This window comes from Microbulbifer maximicatervae (SeqCode), assembly GCF_052467815.1.
This window is the reverse complement of sequence record NZ_CP174326.1, coordinates 5,079,653-5,102,128: the sequence shown is the minus strand read 5'-3', so window position 1 is coordinate 5,102,128 and position 22,476 is coordinate 5,079,653. Positions and strand designations below refer to the sequence as shown.

Genomic DNA, 22,476 nt, shown 5'->3' with positions numbered 1-22,476 from the left:
TTCGGTGTAAGGAGGTGTGTTGTGTCGGGTTGGGTTTTTTGACTGTATTGAGCGGTCAGATTTCCTGTCGATATTTAATGATATGAAGTTATTTCTTTATAAATAAAAAATAAGGAGTGGTTTTGTGAAGCTAAAAAGCTATTTTGCGACTGGGGTTTTGTCCTGGTTGAGCGTTGCGAGTGCCGTGGCGCAACAGTTCCCCGAGCGTGAATATGATGCAGAAGGTGATGCGCTGAACTCTGCTTATACAGTCTCAGAAGAGGGATGGATTCTAAATACAGATAGAGAGCGTGCTCGCTATATTTTCAAGAGCAACGGCAATCGCCGGGTGCTGGTGAATGTCCAGAGGATTGAATCGGTCAGGGTTAATGGAAAAGAGTACACGAAGATTACTGCCTCAGGTATTCCCAATTATCAGATTGATATCACTCGGGAAATATTTGATTCACTTGTTGATCGTCCCAAAGCATTTTCCGACTTCCTCAATGGTTATCCCTCTGTTGAAGTGGGGGATAGCGTCAGCTTTGCTCAGGATATTGGCTATCGCAGCAACGACACTTGCGCTGCTGGGGCAGGTTACGGTTTTTGGCCACCGGGACCCGTCTGCCCGGAAGAAGTTTCCCACGAGGGCTATTTCCCGGTAGAGCCGGAAGTGGCAACAGAACCCTGTGAATCAGGTCTTGGTGCTCAGGGGTATTGGGTCAACGGCACCTCTATTTATCAATGGAGTGACGGGCAGAGGGTCAACAATATCTGGCACACCCTGGCTCCTGTAGCCGAATTGTACGATGTGGATATTTGTGCGGGCCACGCGGCAAATGGCGACTATCACCACCATGTTTATAGTAATTGTTTGGCAGATATCGTCGGTGATACTGCGGATGGGCACTCTCCCATCTATGGGTATACCGCCGATGGCTACGCTATCTATGGTCCATGGGAGGATGCTGGTGTATTGGCAAAAAGTAGCTGGGCAATTCGTAATTACGATAACCCGAATTCAGCTACGGGTTGCGGTGTTGCCGGTCGGCGCAACTGTTTGTTAGTTGATGAATACAATGTCGATCGCGGCGTTACATATACGAATTACGCAGGCCCTGATACCAGTGATAGCTATACATCCCCCTCTGGCAATCAGTTTGAGACTGTCTCAGGTTTCTTTTACGAGGATTACTACTGGGATGAAAGTTTGACTGATCGGGGCGGGGCCTATCTCGATCAATTCAACGGTCACAGCGATAATCAGCGCGGCTACCATTATCATTTGACGGTGACTGAGGATAGTAGCGGCCAATTGATTCCAGCTTTCCCGTATACGTTTGGCCCGCGTTTTGCTGGCAAGTTGGATAGCGAGGGAGTCGTGAATCGCTGCTGGGAGTATTAACTCATATTTAATCTAGGGGGCCTCTGACAGCCAGAGGTATCACGGAGTTATTCAGGGGCTCCTACAGGAGTAAATATTCAATGAAAATGCATTGGTATTTTATCGCCGGGGTTTTGCTCTTGGGCGCAGCTGTTCCGGTGTCGTCACAGGTGGCCCAGACAAATTCTCACGCGGGACACAATGGCGATCAGCACCCCCTGATTGAGATACCGGTACATGTCGCAGTGCCCAGGATTGAGCTGGATATCAGTCGGGATGACCTGTCGGGCTACAACCTCCATATTGATTACGATCGGTTTGAACTGGAATCCCCGCGCTTTGCCGGTGAGGAAGGTGAGCCATTTTTGGAGGGGCATGCACATTTATATATTAATGGCAGCAAGGTCCAGCGACTTTATGCTGCAGATCTGCATATTCCAGAAAAATTATTGCAGTCCGGGTTTAATCAAATTACCGTGACCTTTAACGCCCACGACCACAGTACCTGGAGTCGTGGGGGAAAGCGGATCTTGGCCACTCTGTTTATCCAGCGCGATAAGCCGGAGCTGGTAGTGCACCACTTCTCCAGCTCTCCAATCCGATAAAGCCCTGGGCGGCTACCTGGAAAGGAGGTCGCTGCAGGAGCTGCGCTGAGGACTATTGTGGGGTTGCGGGTGTCTCTCCCGCCTCCTCCTCATTTTGATTGCGCAATTCATTGGGGATGCCTTGGGGGCCATCACCCATAGCGTCATCCACATCGGACGGAATATCTGAAACTGAATCGGTAGAGGTTCCGCCGGAGTTGTTATTTTCCGGTGCGGTTTCAACCAGGTTCTTTAGTTTTTCCAATCCTTGCTCATAGGACTCTCCCACCATTTTTTTCACTGCCAGACCCATCCAGCGCTCTCTGGGGCCACCGCCGGTATCGCTGTGGAAGTTCCAGGTAAGAAGGGTGCCGCCATCCTTTGGTTCCAGCTGGAATTCTGCTGTGGCCTGGCTGCCATCGCCAAAATCCAGTTTGGTAGCGACCACAGAATCTCGTTTGCTGGCAAAGATGGTTTGACTGCCGCTTCCAGCTTTGGAGTTTTCACCGCGCCAAGTCATTTTGGCACCGACGCCTTCTTGGGGACCGCTGTACTCATAGAGTACCGAGGGGTCGATGTGGCGCCATGGGGACCACTCGTTGAATTTGTGAAAATTATTAACGTAGGGGAAAACCACTTGTGGTGGTTTGTTGATAAATACGCTGCGATGAACAGTGACTTCGCGTGGGAATAAATATCCCGCGAGCACGAGAATTACCAGGGCAATAAGAATATAAATAATCCAGCGCATAGCGGGTTCCTTTGCTATTTGCGGGTGCAAGGAAGCAACCGCCAGAAAACTCTGGCGGTAGAGATGCTTATATTAGCTGCTGCGATGCTTAATCGTCGGCAATATGTAGCAGGGGGAGCTTAATCTCAACACACAGGCCCGCATCCCGGCTGTTTTTGGCGCTGATACTTCCCTGGTGATGCAGGATGGTGCGCTGGGCGATAGCGAGTCCCAGTCCAAAGCCACCACTTTCCCGGGTGCGTGCACTGTCTGTGCGATAAAAGGGGCGGAAAATAGCCTCCAATTCCTCATCTGCCACGCCGGAACCTGAGTCAATGACTGAGATGGTGCAGGATTCTGAGGATTCTTTAATCGACACCTTGACCCGGCCGTGCTCGGGACTGTACTTGATTGCGTTGCGCAGGATGTTCTCCAGGGCAGCGGTCAGGGAGCTGCCCCGGGTTGCGACAAGGAGCTCTTCCCCTTCGGAGCGAATTTCAAAGGAAAGGTCTTTGTCAGCAGCTTCGCTGTGGAGGTCTTCCGCCAGGGCGCTTATCAGGGCATTAACTTCCACTACGTCATCCAGGGGGCGCTGCTCCTGGCTGCTAATAGGAAGTGATAGCACGTCGGCAATAATATCTTCCAAGTAATCCGCTGCCTTGCCGATTTTATCTAGTTCTGTATCGAGCCCGTTAATTTGCTTTTGGCGGGCGATGGCCAGTGCCACTTGCAGGCGCGCTAATGGCGAGCGCAGTTCGTGAGAGACATCCTTGATCAGGCGGCGCTGCTCGGACATCGACTCCTGAAGCTGGGCAGTCATGGAGTCGAAGTCCAGGGCCAGGTCAGTCAGTTCATCATTTCGAGACTTCAGGGATGGAGTCACGCGGTAATCTAGTTCACCGGCAGCGACACGCTTAGTGGCGGCACGCAACTGTTCAAGAGGGCGGCTCAAGTAGCGGGCTAACCAGTAGCAAGCTAGACCTGAGGCAATCATGGAAAGCAGCAACATTGGCCAGAAATTGCGCCACAGGAAGCGCAGTAATAGCCCTTCCTTGCTATCCCCAGCAACGACGACGATACGCAGGGGGTCTCCGGTGCGCAGCGGCAGGAAGAAACCTACAGTGGGCTTGTTATTTACCAGTTTGTGAGCTTCGCGATTGCGGTAATCAAGGCTGTCGATCAACGAGCCCATATTTGATGGCACTTCTCGACCGAGGATGTCGTTGCCTTGTTGATCAACCGCATAAACCCGCCGTTTGACTTTTTTGGGGGCTTTCTCGAGCCAGTGCTGGAATTGTTCGGGACCGTGACGGCGGGCGATTCGCATATTTCGCATGACTTCGCGAAATAGGGCGGGGCCCTCCCAACGTTCCTCTTGTCGGGGATCGCCGAATTCACCGAAGTGGGTAATGTAAATGGCGGCTACAACCATCACCATGGCGGTGATCCAGGCCCCAAAGAACATTTTCCAGAAGAGACTGCGCATCGTGGAAAACCTACTGCTTGCTCTGGGTGAGCATATATCCGGCACCTCGGATGTTGATAATTAGGTCGCGGCTGGCACCTTTATCCGCGAGCTTCTTGCGAATGTTACTGACATGGACATCGATTGAGCGGTCGTAGGGCATCAGCTTACGGCCAAGGGCACTTTCAGTGAGAACCTCTTTGCCAACCACTTCGCCGGCATGCTGAACCAGTACCTTGAGCACGGCGAACTCTGCGCCGGTCAGAGCCAAAGCTTGATCATTCCAATAGCCCTGATGCTCTGCAGGCAGTAGTCGAATCTGGCCGCTGCTAAGACTGTCGTCGCTTTCTTCAGCTTCGACTCGGCCGCGGCGGAGCACTGCACGCAGTCGGGCCGCCAACTCCCTGGGATTGCAAGGTTTGGGCAGGTAGTCATCGGCACCCATTTCAAGGCCGACGATACGATCTACAGTGTCTCCTTTTGCAGTGAGCATCAAAACCGGCAGGGAGCGACTTGCTGCTGATGCCTCCTCCCTAAGTTTGCGTAGTACTTCAAAGCCATTGTGAACGGGCAGCATGACGTCCAGAACCAGAGCGTCAAAACTCTCGCTCTGAGCGAGCTCTAGCCCCCGGCCACCATCATTGGCAGCGGTTACTTGAAAACCCTCTCCGGTAAGGTACTCCCTTAGTAAGTCGGTGAGTTCGGTGTCATCGTCGATTAAAAGGATGCGGCTCATGGCGTTCTCTCAGTTTCTGTGTGGCCATTATATGCAAAGCGCTGGCGCTGGTTACCGCTGGGGATAGGGCTTTTTACCGTTCTTAACAAATGTTTACCGGCGTTTTCCCCCGTTTACACAAGCTGGGCTTACTATGTAGTCACTGAACGCGAACATGAGGACGAAGGGATGAAACACTGGAAACAAGCAATGGGAAGCTTGGCTTTGGTAGGTGTTCTGGTTGCCCCAGCGGCACTAGCTTTCGGAGGTAGTGAAGGTGATCAGGGGCGCGGATTTGAATATATGGTCCGCCAGCTTGAGCTGACCGAGGGTCAGCAGGCACAGTTAAAAGCTAACCGGGAAAGTAACCGCGAGGCGAGGATGGCACAGCACGAGCAAATGATCGAGCTGCGCAGGCAAATAGATGCGGCAATTGAGTCCGGTGCTGATCAAGCAACACTGGACCAGCTGGGTGACGAGCTCGGCAAGCTAAAGCTTCAGGAAATGCAAAACCGCAACAAAATGAAAGAACAGTTTAAGTCCATTCTAACTGATGAGCAGAAGGCCAAGTTAGAGCAGATTAAGAGCGAACGCAAAGCACGCCAAATGAAACGGCGTAGTGAAAGCTCTGCTAGCCAGGATACTGAGTCCTAGGCCCCCCAACCAACGACTCCTTGTGCGATCCGCTGGGTGCACCCTTCCCCAAGGCCCAGCAGGTTCATAACCCTTAGCCCCCGCTGCCCCGGGGGCATTTTTCTTTATACCTTCCGAAATCTGATCCAATAGGTAACTTGCTGAGCCCGGTTATTGCTGGGAGAATACGCCGCCTTGTAATTCAGTATGTAGCGGCCCGGATTGGGCGGAGAGGGTTGACTGTGAGTAAAATCGGCTTGTTCTATGGCAGTGATGAGGGTAATACCGAGTCTGTAGCTTTGCGTATTCGCGCCCGCCTAGGCGAAAGCAATGTAGACCTGTTTGATGTTGCTGATGTCACCCAGCTGGATATTGCTAACTACCAACATCTTATTTTTGGAATTCCTACCTGGGACTTTGGTCAGATTCAATCTGATTGGGAAGAGTTCTGGGAGGATGTGCAGGAAATTGATTTTACCGGTAAGACGGTTGCTCTATTTGGCCTGGGAGACCAGTTTGGGTACGGTGATTATTTCCTGGACGCGATGGGTATGCTTCACGATGTTATTGTGGAAAAGGGAGCCACTATAGTTGGTCTATGGTCCACGGAAGGCTATGAATATGAAGCCTCAAAGGCTGAGGTGGAAGGTGAATCAAAATTTGTCGGTCTGGCTATTGATGAAGACCAGCAGGAAGAGATGACCGCAGAGCGGTTGAATCGCTGGTGTCAGCAAATAGCTGAAGAGTTTGAGCTTGGCAGCGATGCTCTTGAGCTGGATGACTGATTCGCTATGAAAAGCTCCCTGTTATTCAGTGAATTTTGGCCTTGGCTGACAGAGCATACAAATTGTATTGTCAGGGCCGGGAGTAGTGATTCGGTAGTATACGATGATGATGACTACCACTGGCGCTTCACTGCTGAAGATGCTCGTACCAAGCTAGTTCAGGTAATGCGCGGTAAACGACCTGTCGCCGAGCTGTTTATTGAGCCTGAACATATAGCTGCTGTACGTATTTCTCCCGGGGAGCGGGGAGAGTACAACTTTGACCTGATAGCCGAAGTCCAGGGGCGCGAGCAGGTTGTTTATTACTTTGTTCTGACCCACTCACTGGAAGATGTGGATACGAAGCAAAATCCCTCCTCAGCCGCTCTCCATTAAAACCTCTGAATATTGTGGAAGTTATACAAGTTAGCCTTGTATAACTTCCGGAATAAATTTCTAATTTAAATGCTGCCCAACTCTCTTAATTCCCCAAATAACGATTAATTTGAAAAGTTGTTTACAGGCAGTACATTTTTAATTTGTATTTATTATAAAAATGCGCTTATAGAGAGTTCTTAACAAAGGTTTACTACAGTTATCCCCTGTTTACACGGCGCCCACTTACTATGTACTTACTGAATGCAAACGAGAGGGTTGAATGATGAAAAACTGGAGAACTGTAGTAGGTAGTTTGGCTTTGGCTGGCGTTGTAGCTGTACCAGCCGTTAGCATGGCATGTGATGGTAAAGGACGTATGGATGGTCGCGGTCATGGTCCAGAAAAAATTGCTAAAGAACTGGATCTGACAGAAGCTCAAAAGGATCAACTGAAAGAGCTTCGTGATTCCAACCGTGAAGGAAAAATAGCTAAGCGCGAAGAAATGCACAAAGCGTATGAAGAGCTACGTGAAGCAATTCGTGCCGGTGCGGATCAGCAGACACTGGCAAGCCTGGGAGCCGAGATTGGCAAACTGGAAGTCGCTAAAATGCAGGGCCGCAACCAGATGCGCACTCAATTTGAATCTGTATTAACAGATGAACAGCTGGCCAAATTGGAAACCTTGAAGGCTGAAAAAAAAGATCGTCATATGAAGAAATGGAAGGCATATCACGATCACGGTTGAGTGAGATTCATTTTGAAGTGATCGCGAAACCGAAAATATGTAGCCCCTGGTTGTTTGGGGCTACATTCTCAGTTTATTACTCTATCCTCTGCTAGGCTGCTTTTCGGCTGCCCCGATACCTATATGCTCGTCTAAAAACTCAAGAAGTTCCGTGTAGAGTTTCATATTATTTTCTTCAGTATAGAACCCGTGCCCTTCTCTTTTTACAAACAGAGTTTTAACAGGCTTTTTCATTTTTTTGAACTCTTTCACCATGGCTTTAGCGTGTTCAAAGGGAGCCCGTTGGTCTTCTTCGCCATGAATCAAAAATATCGGCAAATTGAGCTTTTCTAAGCTATAAAGGGGGGAGTTCTCGTTGAGGAAGTTTTCATCCCGGCTGAGTTCTCGGTTTAAGTATGCAATTCCGCGATCCCTCTGCTTGATATCTCCTTTTGTATACATCATTTCTAAGTTATATATACCAACATAACCTGCCGCACACTTGTAGAGACTGGGGTGGCGAATAGGATTCATAAGTGCTGAGTAACCACCAAAGCTTGCACCGTAGATACATATACGCTCAGGATCTGCGTAACCTTTTTCTATAGCCCATTTAACTGAGTCGGCAATATCTTGTTGAATCTTATTGCCCCATTCCTTTTCTCCAGCGGTATAGAACCCTCCACCGTATCCCGTTGAGCCACGAAAATTCATTTGCAGAACCAAGTAACCGTTCATGGATAATATTTGAGCGGTTTGATTGTAGGTCCAATAATCACGAGAATGGGGCCCTCCGTGAGGAATGACGACCATCGGCAGATTTTCTTTTTTGTTTTTGGGGAATGTTAAGTAAGTGCCAATGCGAAGCTTGTCTTCGGTTATAAATGAATCTGCAACCATTGGGTTGAGTGCTTGGGGGTCTAGCCACTCTGATGAGGAAATTAGGAAGTCAACTTTTTTGGTTTTAGTATTTACTAAGAAATAGTCTCCGGGAAGTCTATCGCCATATACCTTTAATATCCCCAAGGAACCATCAGTTGTAAAGCTTGTAAATAGAAGATTGTACCCATCAAAGGCCTTTTTTAACCCGCGGAAATATGCGGAAAATCCTTCGCCATCATCAAAGAAATATTCCTCAGGATAGTCTGGGTAAAGATACACTCCGAGTGGTTTTAGATCTTTTGGATTGTAAATAATACCTTCGATATCTGAAATTTCATGTTGGAATACGGATTCGTATTCCATTGAGTTGGTATCTACTTTAATAAGTTGTTCAGTATTGTCATTGTGATAAATCGTTAGATAGAACTCTCCGGTTTTTGGGTCTGAGCCAACAGGGGTGCCATTTTTTAATACAGGTTGGTCTACTAATTTCCAGCCATTTTCAGTCATTTGATAAAGTTGCTTATAGCTCTCTTCATTTACCCCTGTGGCAAATGCTATATTACCTTTATTATCTGTGTGGACAACTCCGTCAACCTCTGGAAGCTTAGCCACTTTTTTCTTGATACCACTATAGATATCCAGCTCTAAAATCTCCCCAATAGCTTCTTGGTTTTGAGCCCATGGACGAGTGGATATCAATATTTTTTTATCTTTATGGATTAGAGGGTCCACCAAGTCAGCGTGTGCATATGTGGCTTTAGCTTTTTTGAAACGAGTGCCAGTTTGCATCTCCCCACTTGAGTGGCCAAAAATATTTTTGGCTTTTGTATTGTCGTAATTGATCGCATAGAGCGAACCATATGTGACAGGTGTTTCCAGTGAGGTTTGCCGGGATACTATCTCAGCAACAACCCGTTCATGGTTGGCCCAGAAAAAATCTCCTACCTCTTCCTCACCGCGAAAACGTAAAAGACCTGTAACTTTCCTTGTTTCCAAGGACATAAAAATGAGAACCCTCTCACCCTCGTGGAGCTTTCTAATTGCTATATGCGTACCAGTTGGCGAGATTTTAACTTCTTGTATATCAGCATGACGTATCAAGTCATTCAGGGGGATTTGGCTGGAGAAGACAAAGGTGGGCCAGAGAAATAATAGAAATATTAGTTTGCGCATGATCTCGTCCATGTCTGTTGTTTCAGAGATTATGCGGTACAAATGGCGCTAGGAACAAGATTACCCAGTGGGCTCAAAGAGCCCACTGGGAAAGTGTCAAAATATAATAAATTGAATGTTTATTTATCTTGCTACAAGGTCTTGGCTCTCTTGGTTGGGTTTGTGTTGATCAAACCAATAAAGAATAGAGGCAACCTTTGCTATTAATTGACTAGGCCTGGCGGCGATACTGTGAGATGCCCCAGGAATGCGAACCATGGCAGCATCAACATCATTGAGTTTTAGTGCTTGATAAAACTGTTCCGTTTCTGACATCGGTGTACGGTAATCCTCTTCCCCGGTTAAGAGCATAGTGGGAGTGGTAACGTTTCCGACATAGGTGAGCGGTGAGCGACGGCGATATTCCTCAGGTTTCTCCCAGGGCATACCTGAGAACCAATAGTTGGTAAAGAACCTGGAATAATCGGCAGTTAAGACAAAGCTTTCCCAGTTGATAACAGGCTTGGCAACAACAGCGGCCCTAAAACGGTCAGTTTTACCAATGATCCAGGCTGTCAATGTGCCTCCACCACTGCCACCAGTAACAAATAACTGCTCTTCATCAATATAACCTTGAGAAATTACAGCGTCGACGCCAGAGATCAGGTCGTCGTAATCCTGGCTCGGGTAGTTATGGTGAATTAAGTTGGCAAATTCATGGCCGTAGCTGGTGGAGCCGCGGGGGTTAGTGTACAGAACAACATAACCAGCAGCGGCAAATAACTGGACTTCGGCGGCAAATCTGGGGCCGTAATTAGAGAAGGGACCACCGTGAATTTCCAATAGAAGGGGATACTTCTTCTCGGGGTCGAAATTGGGAGGGTAAGCGACCCAGCCCTGAACATCTCGGCCGTCAAAGCTCGATTTGTAGTTGATTTCCTCAATATTTGCCATCTCGCGCAGTGGCATCAGGTCGCCATTGAGCTCGGTGAGTGCCTGGGTTTTGCCGTTGCGCGCTAGAGCCAGTTCGGCGGGATTTTGAGGGGTTGTTTGTGTGTAGGCGATGTCCCCGCGTTTGGAGACTGCAAAATTGGCACCGGAGTATGGGCGTCCCAGCGAAAGGCCTCCAGCGTCGCTGGCCATTAGGGTTTCGCTGGAACCAATTTTCTTGATGGCAATTTTGGTGGAGCCGTGATCGTCGTAGCTATAGGCAATTCGCTTGCTATCGCCCAGCCAGTGGAAGTTGGAGATACTGCGATCCTTGGCAGTTTTTATTTTACGGGACTTCCCGCTATTGAGATCCAGGACGCGCAGAGTATGTTGTTGGTATCCGAGCTTTTGATCCTCAAAGCCTAAATAGGCCAGCTTCGTACCATCTGGAGACATCTGCGGGTGATGGTCGGGACCATAACGTTCGGTAATTTGCTCGATACTGCCGTTTTGTAGGCTCACCTTGTAAATTTCCGAGTTCATCAGCTCGATTTCGTGATCGGGATGACGATTGGCTGAGAAGTAAATTGCATCGTTATTTTTACTCCAGGCGAGACTGCTGTGATGATCGTACTCGCCTTCGGTAAGCTGGCGAGGGGTACCGCCCTCTCGAGGGATCACAAAAACCTGTACATGCCCCTGCTTTAAATAGCCCATGCCATCTGAACGATAAATGCTGCTGTCGATAAACTGTGGTGGCTTAGCCCACTCTGCGCCTTCCGGGGCACTGGGGAGCTGTACTGGCAGAGGTTTGCTTTCCGGTACGAACATAGTGAAAGCTATTTGCTTACCATCCCGTGACCACTGGATATTGGAGGGGGATTTTGGCAGGTGAGTAATCTGCAGATTCTGGCCATTATCTAACCACAGCAGGTGGATCTGCGGGCTGCCACTGCGGGTGCTGATAAAAGCGATGGTCTTCCCGTCTGGGGATAGCTGTGGGGAGTAATCGGAGTAGTCTCCAGAGGTCAGAGGGCGGTGATCTTTGCCATCGGTACCGATACGCCAAAGGTTCGCGCGCTTGCCGTCTTTCATTTTGTTCATTGAGTTGCGGACGTAATAAATACTTTTCCCGTCACTGCTGAACTGAGGGCTACTCGCGTATTCGAGGTTAAATACATCCTCGTAACTAAAATTGGGTAGTTGGTTATCAGCGAGCGCAGGGCTGGCGATAAACATCGCTGCGACAATTTTTATTAGCCGGTTCATGATCTTTAGGCTCCTCCTTCTTGTTTCCTAGAGGATACCTGAGGAAGGGGGGGCAAAGGGAGTGATCCGTTGACTGGTGTGCTCGATGGGATAATCCGTGATGGAGCAGCAGGATGGCTGACCTGCTACTCCGTTATTTGGCTGAATATGCCTGTAAAATTTTGAATTAGTTGGTTGCCAAGTCCTCGCTTTCATTTTCTCTGTCGGGTTTGTGTTGGTCAAACCAGTAGAGGGTCGAAGCTACTTTAGAGATTCTCTTGCTGGGTCTATCGGAAAAGTTATGGGATGTGTTTGGAAGACGCACCATAGCCGCCTCTACATCATTTAACTTTAGTGCTTGGTAAAACTGCTCGGTCTCGGATATCGGGGTGCGATAATCGTTTTCGCCAGTCAATAGCATGGTCGGTGTAGTGACATTGCCAATATAGGTGAGTGGAGAGCGGCGTCGATACTCCTCGGGGGCCTCCCAAGGCATCCCGGAAAACCAGTAGCGAGTAAATATTTTGGAGTAATCGGCAGTTAGAACAAAGCTTTCCCAATTGATTACCGGTGCGACAACTACCGCAGCCCTGAATCGTTCAGTTTTACCAATGATCCAGGCTGTCAGTGTGCCGCCGGCACTTCCACCTGTGACAAATAATTGATCCTCATCGATATAGCCTTGGGCGATAACTGCATCGACACCTGCCATTAAGTCATCGTAATCCTGGCTCGGGAAGTTGTGATGGATCAGGTTGGCAAACTCATTACCGTAGCTGGTAGAGCCGCGAGGGTTAGTGTAGAGCACGACATAGCCTGCGGCGGCAAATAGTTGCATTTCGGCAGAAAAGCGCGGGCCGTAGTTAGATAGTGGACCACCGTGGATCTCAAGTAATAGGGGGTATTTATTTTGGGGGTCGAAATTTGGAGGGTAGGCTATCCAGCCCTGGATATTGCGACCATCGAAGCTGGACTTATAGTTGACCTCTTCCACATGGGCCATATTGCGTAGCGGTATCAAATCACTGTTGATCGCCGTGAGAGTTTTTATCTTGCCTCCACGGGAAATTGCAAGTTCTGCGGGAATTTGAGGTGTGGTTTGTGTATAAACTAGGTCCCCGCGTTTGGAGACAGAAAAATCTGAAAAACTATAGGGCGCGCCTAGTGTCAGTCCACCGGCGTCATCCGCTATCAAGGTTTCCTTTCCGCCAATTTTCTTAATGGCAATTTTGGTTGAGCCGTGATCGTCATAGCTGTAGGCAATACGCTTACTGTCAGAGAGCCATTGAAAATCGTAAACGCTACGATCGCTGGCAGTTTTTATTAGCTGGTTTTTTCCGCTAGCGAGGTCGATCACTCGCAAAGTGTTTTGGTGATAGGAAAACCGCTGATCTTCATAGCCTAAATAAGCCAGCTTTCTTCCATCGGGTGAGATTTGAGGTTGAAAATCTGGGCCAAATCTTTCGGTTACTTGCTCAATATTCCCATCGTCGATATTTACCTTGTAAATTTCTGAATCCAGCAGTTCAATTTCATGATTTGGGTGGCGATTTGCTGAAAAGTAAATGGCCTTATTATTTTTGCCCCAGCTGAGTTGGCTGTTGTGCTCGTAGTCCCCACTGGTGAGCTGGCGGGGGGTACCTCCTTCACGGGAAATCATGAAAACCTGTGAATTACCCTGCTCTAAGTATCCCTGGCCCTCAATGCGATACAAGCCCTTGTCGATAAACTGAGGTGTTTCCTCCCACTCGCCCCCTTCTGGTGGTGTGGGAAGCTCCACTGGCAGCGGTTTGCTCTCGGGCACGAACATGGTGAAGGCTATATGCTGACCATCGTGGGACCACTGGATATTTGATGGGGCTTTGGGTAGATGGGAAATTTGCTCACTTTTACCATTGTCCAGCCACAATAAGTGTATCTGGGGCTTTCCACTCCTATCGCTGATAAAGGCAATAGTTTTTCCATCTGGAGATAGAAGTGGGGAGTGGTCGTGAAAATCTCCCGAAGTTAAGGGGCGGTGATCTTTGCCATCATCGCTGATATACCAGAGGTTTGCCCTTGTGGTATCTGCCATTTTGTTCAGGGAGTTGCGTACGTAATAAATGTTATTATCGTTAGTGCCAAACTGTGGGTCGCTGGCGTACTCCAGGTCGAAGATATCCTCGTAGCTAAAATTGGGTGAATGTTCATTTGTATTTGCGTGGGTGGAAATTGCCGGGCTTGCTATAACTGCCGCTGCGATAAACTTTATAAACCTATCCATGGTCCGTGAGCTCCTTTTTATTGTTGGGTGGAGCATACCGAAGGGGCGGTTCCAAGGGGGATAAATACGCTGAATTGCAATATTGGGGAGATAGTCAGTTTGTTTGGCGTGGAAAACTACAGGAATCTTACCTTCTCAGCTAGGAAATCTGGGATGTCTTGAAAACACGCTTGGAGTTTTCGCCCTTTTCGAGCCTCCAGCCTGAGGTGGGTTAATTTATATAGGTATCTCTTTTAATATTTCTTGATAAATATCTTTGAGGGTACCCAAAAAGTTTGTCTTAACCCTTTCGTCGCTATTATGAATAGTGGCATTTAGCGGCCCTGGTTTGGAGGGCCAGGGCGCGTATTGGGTTTGCGGTGCAAGGGGCTAACTATTACTACGACGATTGAGGCCGTGTTGAAAAAGAGATTAAGTAACGGTACTCAGCGGCTATGGGTCCCACTCCTTCATAGGTTGGTTATTTCTACTACGAAACTCCGACAGCTTCGCATGTCCTCTGGCAAAAGAGCGGCCTGAGCCTCGAGATTTCCCTAATTGCCTGGGTGGCCGTTTATTTGGTCAAAAGTGCAACTCAAAACTATCGAACATCTTTAGCCCTTGCAGCGAGGGAGCGTAAAGATACCAACTATATAAGTTATTGACGCTATTTTTTGTATTGCCAGGCACGGTTTTATCTGCCGTACGCATTGAATTCCAAGGGATCCCACCTAAAGCCAATTACAGGTAGTCCACACATTTTCATTTCTTCCGTCTGTTGATGATCAACTGGGAGATTAGCGCTCCGCATAAAAGGATAAGAAAGACCACTAGGTTGAGGCCTCCAGCTATCAGGCGTGCTTCATTAGGGTAAGCAATAGTGCGCTCTAATGCTGATTTTTTATAGTGGTGCTTTTCCCTGAAGGTTGGATCTATTGCTAAATCCAGAAGGGTGCGCATACTGCGATATCTTACCACTGCGGCAGTAGACCAGTCACCTTCATAATCAACACCCCACTTTGCCGCAGTTACGCCTAAGGCGTCTCCGAAAAAAATCGGATAGCTCCCGCGCTTAATTAAGAAGCTCGTCACGTAATTATTATATTTTTGCGCGACCTCCTTTGAACCCATTGGTTTACTGTGATCTTTGGTTATAACAGGTTCGTCATAGTACTTGATAGCATTCAGAATAAAAATTGGTTCACCGCGATCCCGTTCAAGCAACTTCAAAAATTCTGATGGCGATTCATCGGGATTTAATTCTGCCAGCTTTTCGGAGTAGTGCTGTTTTTCTTCTGCAGAAAGAGGGTGTTCGAATGCCCCATGCCACCAGGAAAATAATAAAAAGAGCAGTGACCAAAAGCTCCAGTTAATAATGGTTTGAAGAGGGTTTTTGAAGTTTTTCATAAGCTATCATTTCTTTAATATCGAAACGTAACCAGTGGTGGTTTTTTAGCTGAAATAGCAGTGTTGGTTACTGAATCCGAGTATATAAGGCTCGAAATTATATGGGAAGTGGAAGACTAAAAAAGCCTCTAATGTTAAGAAGTGTTGTACTTACAAATCTTAACTTTAATTATCGCTTGATCCATGGGGGTAATATTTAGGGTTTTACTTCCCTCTTTGAAGAGGGTTGGGTTTTGGGGTGGGATGGGGGTTGTTTGTAAGAAAGGTTCTGGTACGGCGCTCTTAATTACGTAGGACAAAAGGAATCAATTATTGCCCGGTCTATTGAGAAAGCATGGATTAACTTCTTCGCTAGTGTGGGTTTCATTTACTAAAAGCACCAAGTTTTCCAGTTTGCAATATTCTTTAGAATGCTCATTTCGCATGTTTATTTTAGTTTTTGTTAAAAGGTGATTAGGCTATTTATATTAAGTAATTTATTGATGATTGAACTTGCGTTTTTAACGCAATAAGTTGTCGAGTAAAAAGATCGGAAACAATCTTATGAGTACTCGCGTGGAAAATCTTCATCATTTCGATTATTGAATCAATGTCACTCTCCATTTAATTGAGAGCTGGGGTCAGGGTGTGTATTGGGCTAACGGCACAAAGGGCGACCTGCCACTACGATGTTAGCGGCTGTATTCAAGAAGGGGGGGTGAGTTACGGTACTTGGTGGCTTTGGGTTTCACTTTCCCATGTGTTGGCCGTCTCCTCTACGAAACTTCGATAGCTTCGTGGCCCCTGCGGCAAAAGTGTGGCCTGAGCCTCAAGATCTTCCTGATTTACTGGGTGGCCGTTTGTTTTGAACCAGCGATGCATGACCAGAAGATCGAAATTCAGCCACGGAGGCACCATGGTTTCGATGCTGTTGGCAAATTCTTCCGGCGTTAGGTCCGGGTAGATGACGGCGTGACCAAGTGCTGTGGACCAGAGTGCAGCGGTTTCATTGCCGTTCGGGGCATCCAAACTCGACAAAAGAATTACTTCGTTCTTCGCCCTTATGTCTAAGAGTGCTGACGCTGCTGAGAGCGCAACATCACGGATATCGATGCGTGCAACGGGGTGGGGGCCCAACGGCGTTGTATAAGCACCTGCAGTGATCATATCCTTCTGAACAAGATCATTCTGAGCGAAGTAGGTGGGCCGTAGTATCGTGTGCGCGATCCCACTTGCTCGCAGCGCTGTTTCAATGGCGAATTTTCCACCCGCATGGGGAATCATCGGTGCGCGAACTGCAAGATCGCTCGATAGATAAACGATGTGCCTGGGGGGGGATTCAGCGGCGATCGCCAGCGTGGAGAGGCCTTGATGGGTCTCCTTGGGACTATTTGCGATGAGTAGAAAGACACTCTCAACTCCCTTAAATGCGGACCTTAGGGTGGAAGGGTCGTCCATATCGGCAATGACTGTATCAATATCATCGGGGAGACTTGCGGCATAGACAGTCGATCGTGTGGCGACCCGGATCTTTGCTCCACTCGCATACAAGATCGGAATGAGGGCCCGGCCGACGTTTCCTGAGCCACCAAAGATGAGAACAGTCATCGATGTAATCCATTGATGCTCAGGGCGCAGACTGCGCAAAAGAATGCGCGAAAAGGTTTGTCGGCGTGCCACCCTACCGGGGCATTCAATGGTATGAAGAAGCTGTCACCGGCGTGGAAGGTCTCCTCGCCGTTTGATGTTGTGACCCGTACCGCCCCCTCCAGCATACATATCAGCTCGCTCCGACTGAAATCTGTGATATCGCAACGACAAGGTCCGGATATTAATGTGCCGACCTGGATCCTGCCATCACCAGGCTCGTATGCCAGATGCCGGGCTTGGTGTGGCTCTAGAGCGCTGAGACTAGTCTCTCTGCAGTCGTCTTCTGAAATATTTGGAAGCGGGCCCACGACTCTCAGCTTAGACGGATCAGTCTCTGCAGGATATTCATCATTGAATAAATTGATAAAGTACTTACGGTAATATACCGGCATGTCCCATGCGCAATTAAAGTCTTGCGGGAGGAAAAACGGCTCTCCAGCAGAGATAATTTCTTTGTGTCCTATTTCGTCGATAATGCCGACATGGCCTTCGATCAGAAGCATGAACTCAAAGAGAGGATAGGGATTGAGCCCTGTGTTGCTTCCGCCCGAGCAATCCCAGGTCCCAGTGCAGAGGCCGTTGTGCTCAAAGGCTTTATACCCTCGCTGGATTGGCGTCGGGCCGGTAAGAAAAGAGGGAGGGATGACAGCCCAGGACTTGAGGCCTTCACCACTTGGGTTGTGCGGGTCCAACTTGATTACGCTTTTCATGGCGTCTTTCTCGAGGGCTCGAGTTGGTGGCAGGAGCCGCGCGACTCGAGAAACAGTGAGCGGTTGGTGGTCGTCGGCGCGATTCACTAAGTATCTCTGTCGCAACTCATTTAGTAGTCTAAACCAACTTGGCGATAGATGTTGCTCTCTATAAATTGTGTCGGCCCGAGCCACCCTGCACAGTCTGGAGTAATGGGGGGTATAGGAAGAGTTGGCAAATACGCTGAATAGTAATATTCAAGAAGTAGCCAGTTTTTGGCCAGATAAACCTGTTGGAGTTTTACTGCCCCAGCCATGAAAACCGGGGCCTCTCAAGAGAATATTTTGAGCTTTCGCCCTTTTCGAGCCTCTAGGGGGTCGGATTAATTTAAGTAAGCAGCTCTTTTAATACTTCCCGATAAATATCTTTGAGGATATCCAGGTGGTCGGCCTCAACCCTTTCGTCCACTTTATGGATAGTGGCATTTACCGGTCCCAGTTCTACGACCTGGGCTCCGGTAGGGGCAATAAAGCGGCCATCGGAAGTGCCGCCGGCGGTTGATAGCTCCGTTTTTTCCCCGGTGATCGTGAGAATTGCCTGCTGGGTTGCCTGAACCAGTGGGCCTGCGGCAGTGAGAAAAGGCAATCCGGATAATTTAAAATTCGCCTCGTACTTGAGGTTGTGCTTATCCAGGATTGCGCGGGCCCGAGTCTCAAGGTCTTCGGCGGTTAATTCAGTGGAAAAACGCCAGTTGCAGAGTAAATCCACTTCGCCGGGAATAACATTGGTTGCGCCGGTGCCGCCATTGATATTTGAAACCTGGAAGCTGGTTGCGGGGAAGAATTCGTTCCCCTGGTCCCACTCTTCGGCAGCGAGTTCAGCGAGAGCAGGGGCCAGAGTATGTATCGGATTCTCGGCTAGGTGAGGGTAGGCTACATGGCCTTGGGTGCCGAGAACTTTTAGTTCCAGGCCGAGTGAGCCCCTGCGCCCATTTTTGATGATATCGCCAACCCGTTCACTACTGGATGGCTCGCCGACGATACAGCAGTCAATCTTTTCTCCCTGTTCCTCGAGCCACTCGACAACCTTAACGGTACCGTTTGTTGCGGGGCCCTCTTCGTCGCTGGTGATCAGAAATGCTATGCGACCACTGTGGTCTGGGTGTGTCGCAACGAACTCCTCACAGGCAACCACCATGGCTGCCAGGGAACCCTTCATGTCCGCCGCACCGCGGCCATATAGAAAACCGTCGCGAATTTCAGGCTCGAAGGGCGGGCAGCTCCAGTTTTCTTCTGGGCCTGTGGGTACGACATCGGTGTGTCCGGCAAAGGCGAGTAGGGAGCCTTCACTAGAGCCATCGCGTACTGCCCAAAAATTATCGGTGTCACCTTTGCGCAATCTTGTTACCTGGAATCCTATTTTTTCCAGGCGCTGGATCATAAGGTCCATACACCCCGCATCTTCGGGGGTGACAGAGCGGCGGCGAATCAGGTCGAAAGCGAGTTGGAGGGTGGGAGTCACTTGGGCTTTCCTTGTTTAGGGAGATGGGCCGCAAAGAAGCGGCTAGAGGGGTGGGGTGCAGCGGTGCGGAACTGAAGTTCCGCACTGTGCAATTTTAATTGCTGTGTAGAGCTTCATTGAGCTCGATAGCACTCTTGTTGGTGAGACATTCCACTACACCATTAGTGGAGTTGCGGCGGAAAAGTAAATCGGATTTTCCAGCCAGGTCTCTGGCCTTGATGTGCTCTACCAGCTTGCCGCTGTCATCCAGCAGGGCGATTTTGGTTCCAGCTGTAATGTAGAGCCCAGCCTCTACAGTGCAGCGGTCGCCAAGGGGAATGCCGATGCCGGCATTAGCGCCGAGCAGGCAGTTATCGCCTACCGAGATAACGATATTTCCGCCGCCGGAAAGCGTGCCCATGGTGGAGCTGCTGCCACCGAGATCGGAACCGGCGCCGACAAATACCCCGGCGGAAATACGGCCTTCAATCATGCCGGGCCCTTCGGTGCCAGCATTAAAGTTAACAAAGCCCTCGTGCATGATTGTGGTGCCTTCCCCCAGGTATGCGCCGAGGCGTACTCGAGCGGTGTGGGCGATACGAACCCCAGCCGGTACTACGTAGTTGGTCATCTTGGGGAATTTATCCACGCAGGAGACATCCAGGTACTCACCTTTGAGTCTTGCATCCAGTTGTCGCTGCGGTAATTCCTCGAGATCAATGGCTCCCTGGTTGGTCCAAGCGACATTGACCAGCTTGCCAAAAATACCGTCGAGTTTGGTCTCGTGGGGCTTTACCAGGCGGTGGGAGAGAAGATGTAGCTTTAAGTAGGCCTCGGGCACTGACTGCGGGGCTTCGTCAGTAGCCAAAATAACTACTGCGAGAGGTCTTTGGGAATTGGCAAATTGCTGCAGGATTTCCGCCTGGTCAGAGGCGCCGGCACCGTGGAGAGCATCGGCTAATTTCTGCAGCTGGGTGGAGTCCAGAGGCAGGCTGTGATTTCCCTCTGCCACGCCGAGAGTTTCAGTAACCGCGTTAGCGATTTCTGCGCTGGGTTTAAACAGGGGTTTGGGGTAATAAACTTCAAGCCAGTCGCCCTTGCTGTTACAGGTGCCGACACCAAAACCGATGCTGTAAATATTGCTCATGGTGGTTATCTCCTAATTCGACTAGCTTTGCAGTTGTTCGAAGGTCGCCTCTTTGAAACCGAAAAGGGTTTCCTTTGAGGTGGTGGTGACCGGGCGTTTGATTAAGGTAGGGGTCGCACTGGCCAGATCTAAGGCGAGTGCATTGTCCATTTCGTTTTTCTGTTCATCGCTCAGTTCACGCCAGCTCGTTGAGCGGCGATTTAGGACCTCTTGCCAGCCAAATTTATCCAGCCATGCTTGTAGGGGGACATCTTCCATGCCGTCTACGCGAAAATCGTGAAAGCGATAATCGACTCCATTTTTCTCCAGCCATTTGCGGGCTTTTTTTACGGTGTCACAGTTTTTAATGCCGTACAGAGTAATCACGGTTACGCCTTTTTGGTTTTCTTGGGGTTTTTACGGTTGGGATAACAGGTAGTACAAATTTCACAAACGGTGCCGTCACAGCCCCGCGCAGAACAGAACTCGCGACCGTAGAAAATAATCTGCAGGTGCAATTTATTCCACTTGTCTCTTGGGAACAGTCGCTTCAGGTCTTTTTCCGTCTGGGTGACATTTTTGCCATTCGTTAGCCCCCAGCGCTGGGCCAATCTGTGAATGTGGGTATCGACGGGAAACGCTGGGTGCCCAAAAGCCTGTGACATAACCACGCTCGCCGTCTTGTGTCCGACCCCAGGCAGGGTCTCCAGCGCGGCCATATTCTCGGGCACTTCGCCGTGGTATTCGTTGATCAGGATCTGCGAGAGCTTGCTGATGGCTTTGGATTTTTGCGGTGAGAGGCCACAGGGGCGAATGACTTTTTGGATCTCCTCTACCGGGACCTGCGCCATATCCCTGGGATTGTCTGCCAGCTGCCAGAGTGCAGGGGTTATCTGGTTGACCCGCTCATCGGTGCATTGAGCGGAAAGGAGTACCGCAACCAACAGGGTATAGGAGTCTTTGTGATCGAGAGGAACGGGAGTTTCCGGGTAGAGTTCCTCCAGGCGCTGCAAAATATAAGTGACGCGCTCTTGCTTGAGTAGATTTTTTACTGCCATTGTTAAGATATGCCTGGGCGTGGAGTTCCTGTATGTGCTCGAGTTGTCAGTTGTTCTTGAAGAGTGAGTTGGCCTTACCTGCAAAATGCCTTTATACGGTGCGCAGCGTCGATGCACTCTTGCAGTGTCGCTACCAGTGCCAGACGCACATACTCGCGACCGGGGTTCATGCCGATGCTATCGCGGGCGAGAAATGCACCGGGAAGTACTGTGATATTTTGCGCTTCATAGAGTTCTCTGGCAAAACGCTCACCATCCCCCACTTTGGGCCAAAGGTAAAAGCTTGCCTGTGGCTGTTGTACTTCGAGGCAGCCATCGAGAATTTCGAGAACTGAAGAAAACTTTTCACTGTAAAGTGTGCGATTCTGACGGACGTGTTCCTCATCCTGCCAGGCTGCGATCGAAGCATATTGATTGGGCAGCGGCATGGCGCAGCCGTGGTAAGTTCGGTAGAGCAAAAACTTTTGCAGCAGATCGGCATCACCGGCGACGAAGCCCGAACGAAGCCCGGGTAGGTTCGAGCGCTTCGACAGGCTGTGGAATACTACACAGCGGCGAAAGTCTGTTCGCCCCATTTCCTCGCAGGCCTGTAATAGTCCTACCGGCGGTGATGACTCGTCAAAATACAGCTCCGAATAACATTCATCGGAGGCGATGGTGAAATCGTAGCGGTCTGCCTTCTCTATCAGCTGTTTAAAATCTTCAGCTTCGAGAAGAGCGCCGGTGGGGTTGCCGGGAGAGCAGAGGTAAAGCAATTCGCATTGCTGCCAAACCGATTCCGGAACCGAGGTGAAATCTGGTTTGAATTGGTTTTCTGCCACACAGTTAATAAAGTGCGGCTGCGCCCCGGCGAGAAGGGCCGCGCCCTCATAGATCTGGTAGAAGGGATTGGGCATCAGGACTTTGCTGCCTGCGGAAACGGTCGCCTGGGCGAATGCAAAAAGTGCTTCCCGGGTCCCGTTCACCGGCAGCACCTGGCTATCTGCGCTCACATTGGATAACTGAAAACGCTGGCTCAGCCAATTGGCGATCGCCTGCCGCAGGGGCTCGATTCCCTTGGTCAGTGGGTAGGCGGCAAGCTTGTCCAGGTGCCGAACTAGTTCTGCACTGACAAACTCCGGTGGCGCATGCTTGGGTTCACCGATGGACAGTGCAATATGCGGCTTGTCCGCCGCTTGGAGGCCCTCTTTCAGGGCTTGCAGCTTGGTAAATGGATAGGGCTGCAGCTGTTCCAGATTTGGGTTCATGGTCGT

General features: G+C 49.5%; 20 protein-coding genes. 6 read left to right on the top strand and 14 right to left on the bottom strand.

All coding sequences use genetic code 11. The features are described 5' to 3' along the window. Positions 1-124: 124 nt before the first annotated feature. A complete protein-coding gene (locus tag ACJJIW_RS22105) occupies positions 125-1,384 on the top strand; it encodes a YHYH protein (RefSeq protein WP_444936373.1) in 1,260 nt (419 codons plus the stop codon). An 80-nt stretch (positions 1,385-1,464) separates the two neighbouring features. Beyond that, positions 1,465-1,968 carry a hypothetical protein gene (locus ACJJIW_RS22100; RefSeq protein WP_282933696.1) on the top strand — a complete coding sequence of 168 codons (504 nt, stop codon included), beginning with the start codon at positions 1,465-1,467 and terminating at the stop codon, positions 1,966-1,968. 52 nt (positions 1,969-2,020) lie between these two features. On the opposite strand, the gene ACJJIW_RS22095 is transcribed toward ACJJIW_RS22100, so the two are convergent. The 3 genes from ACJJIW_RS22095 to ACJJIW_RS22085 form a co-directional block, all read right to left on the bottom strand. After that, positions 2,021-2,698 (bottom strand): SRPBCC family protein, encoded by a 678-nt coding sequence (locus ACJJIW_RS22095; protein WP_444893170.1) that lies wholly within the window; start codon positions 2,696-2,698, stop codon positions 2,021-2,023. A gap of 88 nt (positions 2,699-2,786) precedes the next feature. Then, the gene (locus ACJJIW_RS22090) at positions 2,787-4,163 is read right to left on the bottom strand and encodes an ATP-binding protein (RefSeq protein WP_413662836.1); all 1,377 of its coding nucleotides are present in this window, start codon (positions 4,161-4,163) and stop codon (positions 2,787-2,789) included. 10 nt (positions 4,164-4,173) lie between these two features. Further along, positions 4,174-4,878: a response regulator gene (locus ACJJIW_RS22085; RefSeq protein WP_282933693.1), complete on the bottom strand. Its 705-nt coding sequence runs from the start codon at positions 4,876-4,878 to the stop codon at positions 4,174-4,176. A 168-nt stretch (positions 4,879-5,046) separates the two neighbouring features. Between ACJJIW_RS22085 and ACJJIW_RS22080 the strand changes: the two genes are divergently transcribed. The 4 genes from ACJJIW_RS22080 (at position 5,047) to ACJJIW_RS22065 (ending at position 7,377) form a co-directional block, all read left to right on the top strand. Then, on the top strand, positions 5,047-5,511 hold the full coding sequence (locus ACJJIW_RS22080) for a Spy/CpxP family protein refolding chaperone (protein WP_282933692.1): 465 nt from the start codon (positions 5,047-5,049) through the stop codon (positions 5,509-5,511). Positions 5,512-5,732: 221 nt separating this feature from the next. Further along, positions 5,733-6,275 carry a flavodoxin gene (locus tag ACJJIW_RS22075; RefSeq protein ID WP_282933691.1) on the top strand — a complete coding sequence of 181 codons (543 nt, stop codon included), beginning with the start codon at positions 5,733-5,735 and terminating at the stop codon, positions 6,273-6,275. 6 nt (positions 6,276-6,281) lie between these two features. Next, the gene (locus tag ACJJIW_RS22070; RefSeq protein WP_282933690.1) at positions 6,282-6,650 is read left to right on the top strand and encodes a hypothetical protein; all 369 of its coding nucleotides are present in this window, start codon (positions 6,282-6,284) and stop codon (positions 6,648-6,650) included. Positions 6,651-6,912: 262 nt separating this feature from the next. Continuing rightward, complete coding sequence (locus ACJJIW_RS22065; RefSeq protein WP_282933689.1) at positions 6,913-7,377, top strand: Spy/CpxP family protein refolding chaperone; 465 nt, start codon at positions 6,913-6,915, stop codon at positions 7,375-7,377. Between the two features lie 81 nt (positions 7,378-7,458). Here ACJJIW_RS22065 and ACJJIW_RS22060 read toward each other — a convergent pair whose 3' ends face one another. The 11 genes from ACJJIW_RS22060 to dapC all read right to left on the bottom strand — a co-directional run bounded on the left by ACJJIW_RS22060 (position 7,459) and on the right by dapC (position 22,470). Continuing rightward, positions 7,459-9,414 (bottom strand): alpha/beta hydrolase family protein, encoded by a 1,956-nt coding sequence (locus ACJJIW_RS22060; protein ID WP_444936372.1) that lies wholly within the window; start codon positions 9,412-9,414, stop codon positions 7,459-7,461. 123 nt (positions 9,415-9,537) lie between these two features. Then, entirely contained in the window at positions 9,538-11,592 is a 2,055-nt protein-coding gene (locus ACJJIW_RS22055) for a S9 family peptidase (RefSeq protein ID WP_444936371.1), read from the bottom strand. 166 nt (positions 11,593-11,758) lie between these two features. Continuing rightward, a complete protein-coding gene (locus tag ACJJIW_RS22050) occupies positions 11,759-13,834 on the bottom strand; it encodes a S9 family peptidase (RefSeq protein ID WP_444936370.1) in 2,076 nt (691 codons plus the stop codon). 741 nt (positions 13,835-14,575) lie between these two features. Next, the gene (locus ACJJIW_RS22045) at positions 14,576-15,220 is read right to left on the bottom strand and encodes a hypothetical protein (protein WP_444936369.1); all 645 of its coding nucleotides are present in this window, start codon (positions 15,218-15,220) and stop codon (positions 14,576-14,578) included. Between the two features lie 702 nt (positions 15,221-15,922). Next, positions 15,923-16,807, bottom strand: a complete 885-nt coding sequence (locus ACJJIW_RS22040) for an SDR family oxidoreductase (protein WP_444936368.1) — start codon at positions 16,805-16,807, stop codon at positions 15,923-15,925. After that, positions 16,804-17,646 (bottom strand): cupin domain-containing protein, encoded by an 843-nt coding sequence (locus ACJJIW_RS22035; RefSeq protein ID WP_444936367.1) that lies wholly within the window; start codon positions 17,644-17,646, stop codon positions 16,804-16,806. Before ACJJIW_RS22035 ends, ACJJIW_RS22040 begins: the two co-directional genes overlap by 4 nt. A 280-nt stretch (positions 17,647-17,926) precedes the next feature. Next, a complete protein-coding gene (dapE, locus tag ACJJIW_RS22030; protein WP_444936366.1) occupies positions 17,927-19,060 on the bottom strand; it encodes a succinyl-diaminopimelate desuccinylase in 1,134 nt (377 codons plus the stop codon). Between the two features lie 94 nt (positions 19,061-19,154). Then, positions 19,155-20,186: a 2,3,4,5-tetrahydropyridine-2,6-dicarboxylate N-succinyltransferase gene (gene dapD / locus ACJJIW_RS22025; RefSeq protein WP_444936365.1), complete on the bottom strand. Its 1,032-nt coding sequence runs from the start codon at positions 20,184-20,186 to the stop codon at positions 19,155-19,157. Between the two features lie 21 nt (positions 20,187-20,207). Beyond that, positions 20,208-20,552, bottom strand: coding sequence for an ArsC family reductase (locus ACJJIW_RS22020; RefSeq protein WP_108734022.1), 345 nt, complete (start codon positions 20,550-20,552; stop codon positions 20,208-20,210). A gap of 2 nt (positions 20,553-20,554) precedes the next feature. Beyond that, entirely contained in the window at positions 20,555-21,223 is a 669-nt protein-coding gene (nth, locus tag ACJJIW_RS22015) for an endonuclease III (RefSeq protein ID WP_413662821.1), read from the bottom strand. A 74-nt stretch (positions 21,224-21,297) separates the two neighbouring features. Further along, on the bottom strand, positions 21,298-22,470 hold the full coding sequence (gene dapC, locus ACJJIW_RS22010) for a succinyldiaminopimelate transaminase (protein ID WP_444936364.1): 1,173 nt from the start codon (positions 22,468-22,470) through the stop codon (positions 21,298-21,300). Positions 22,471-22,476 lie beyond the last annotated feature (6 nt).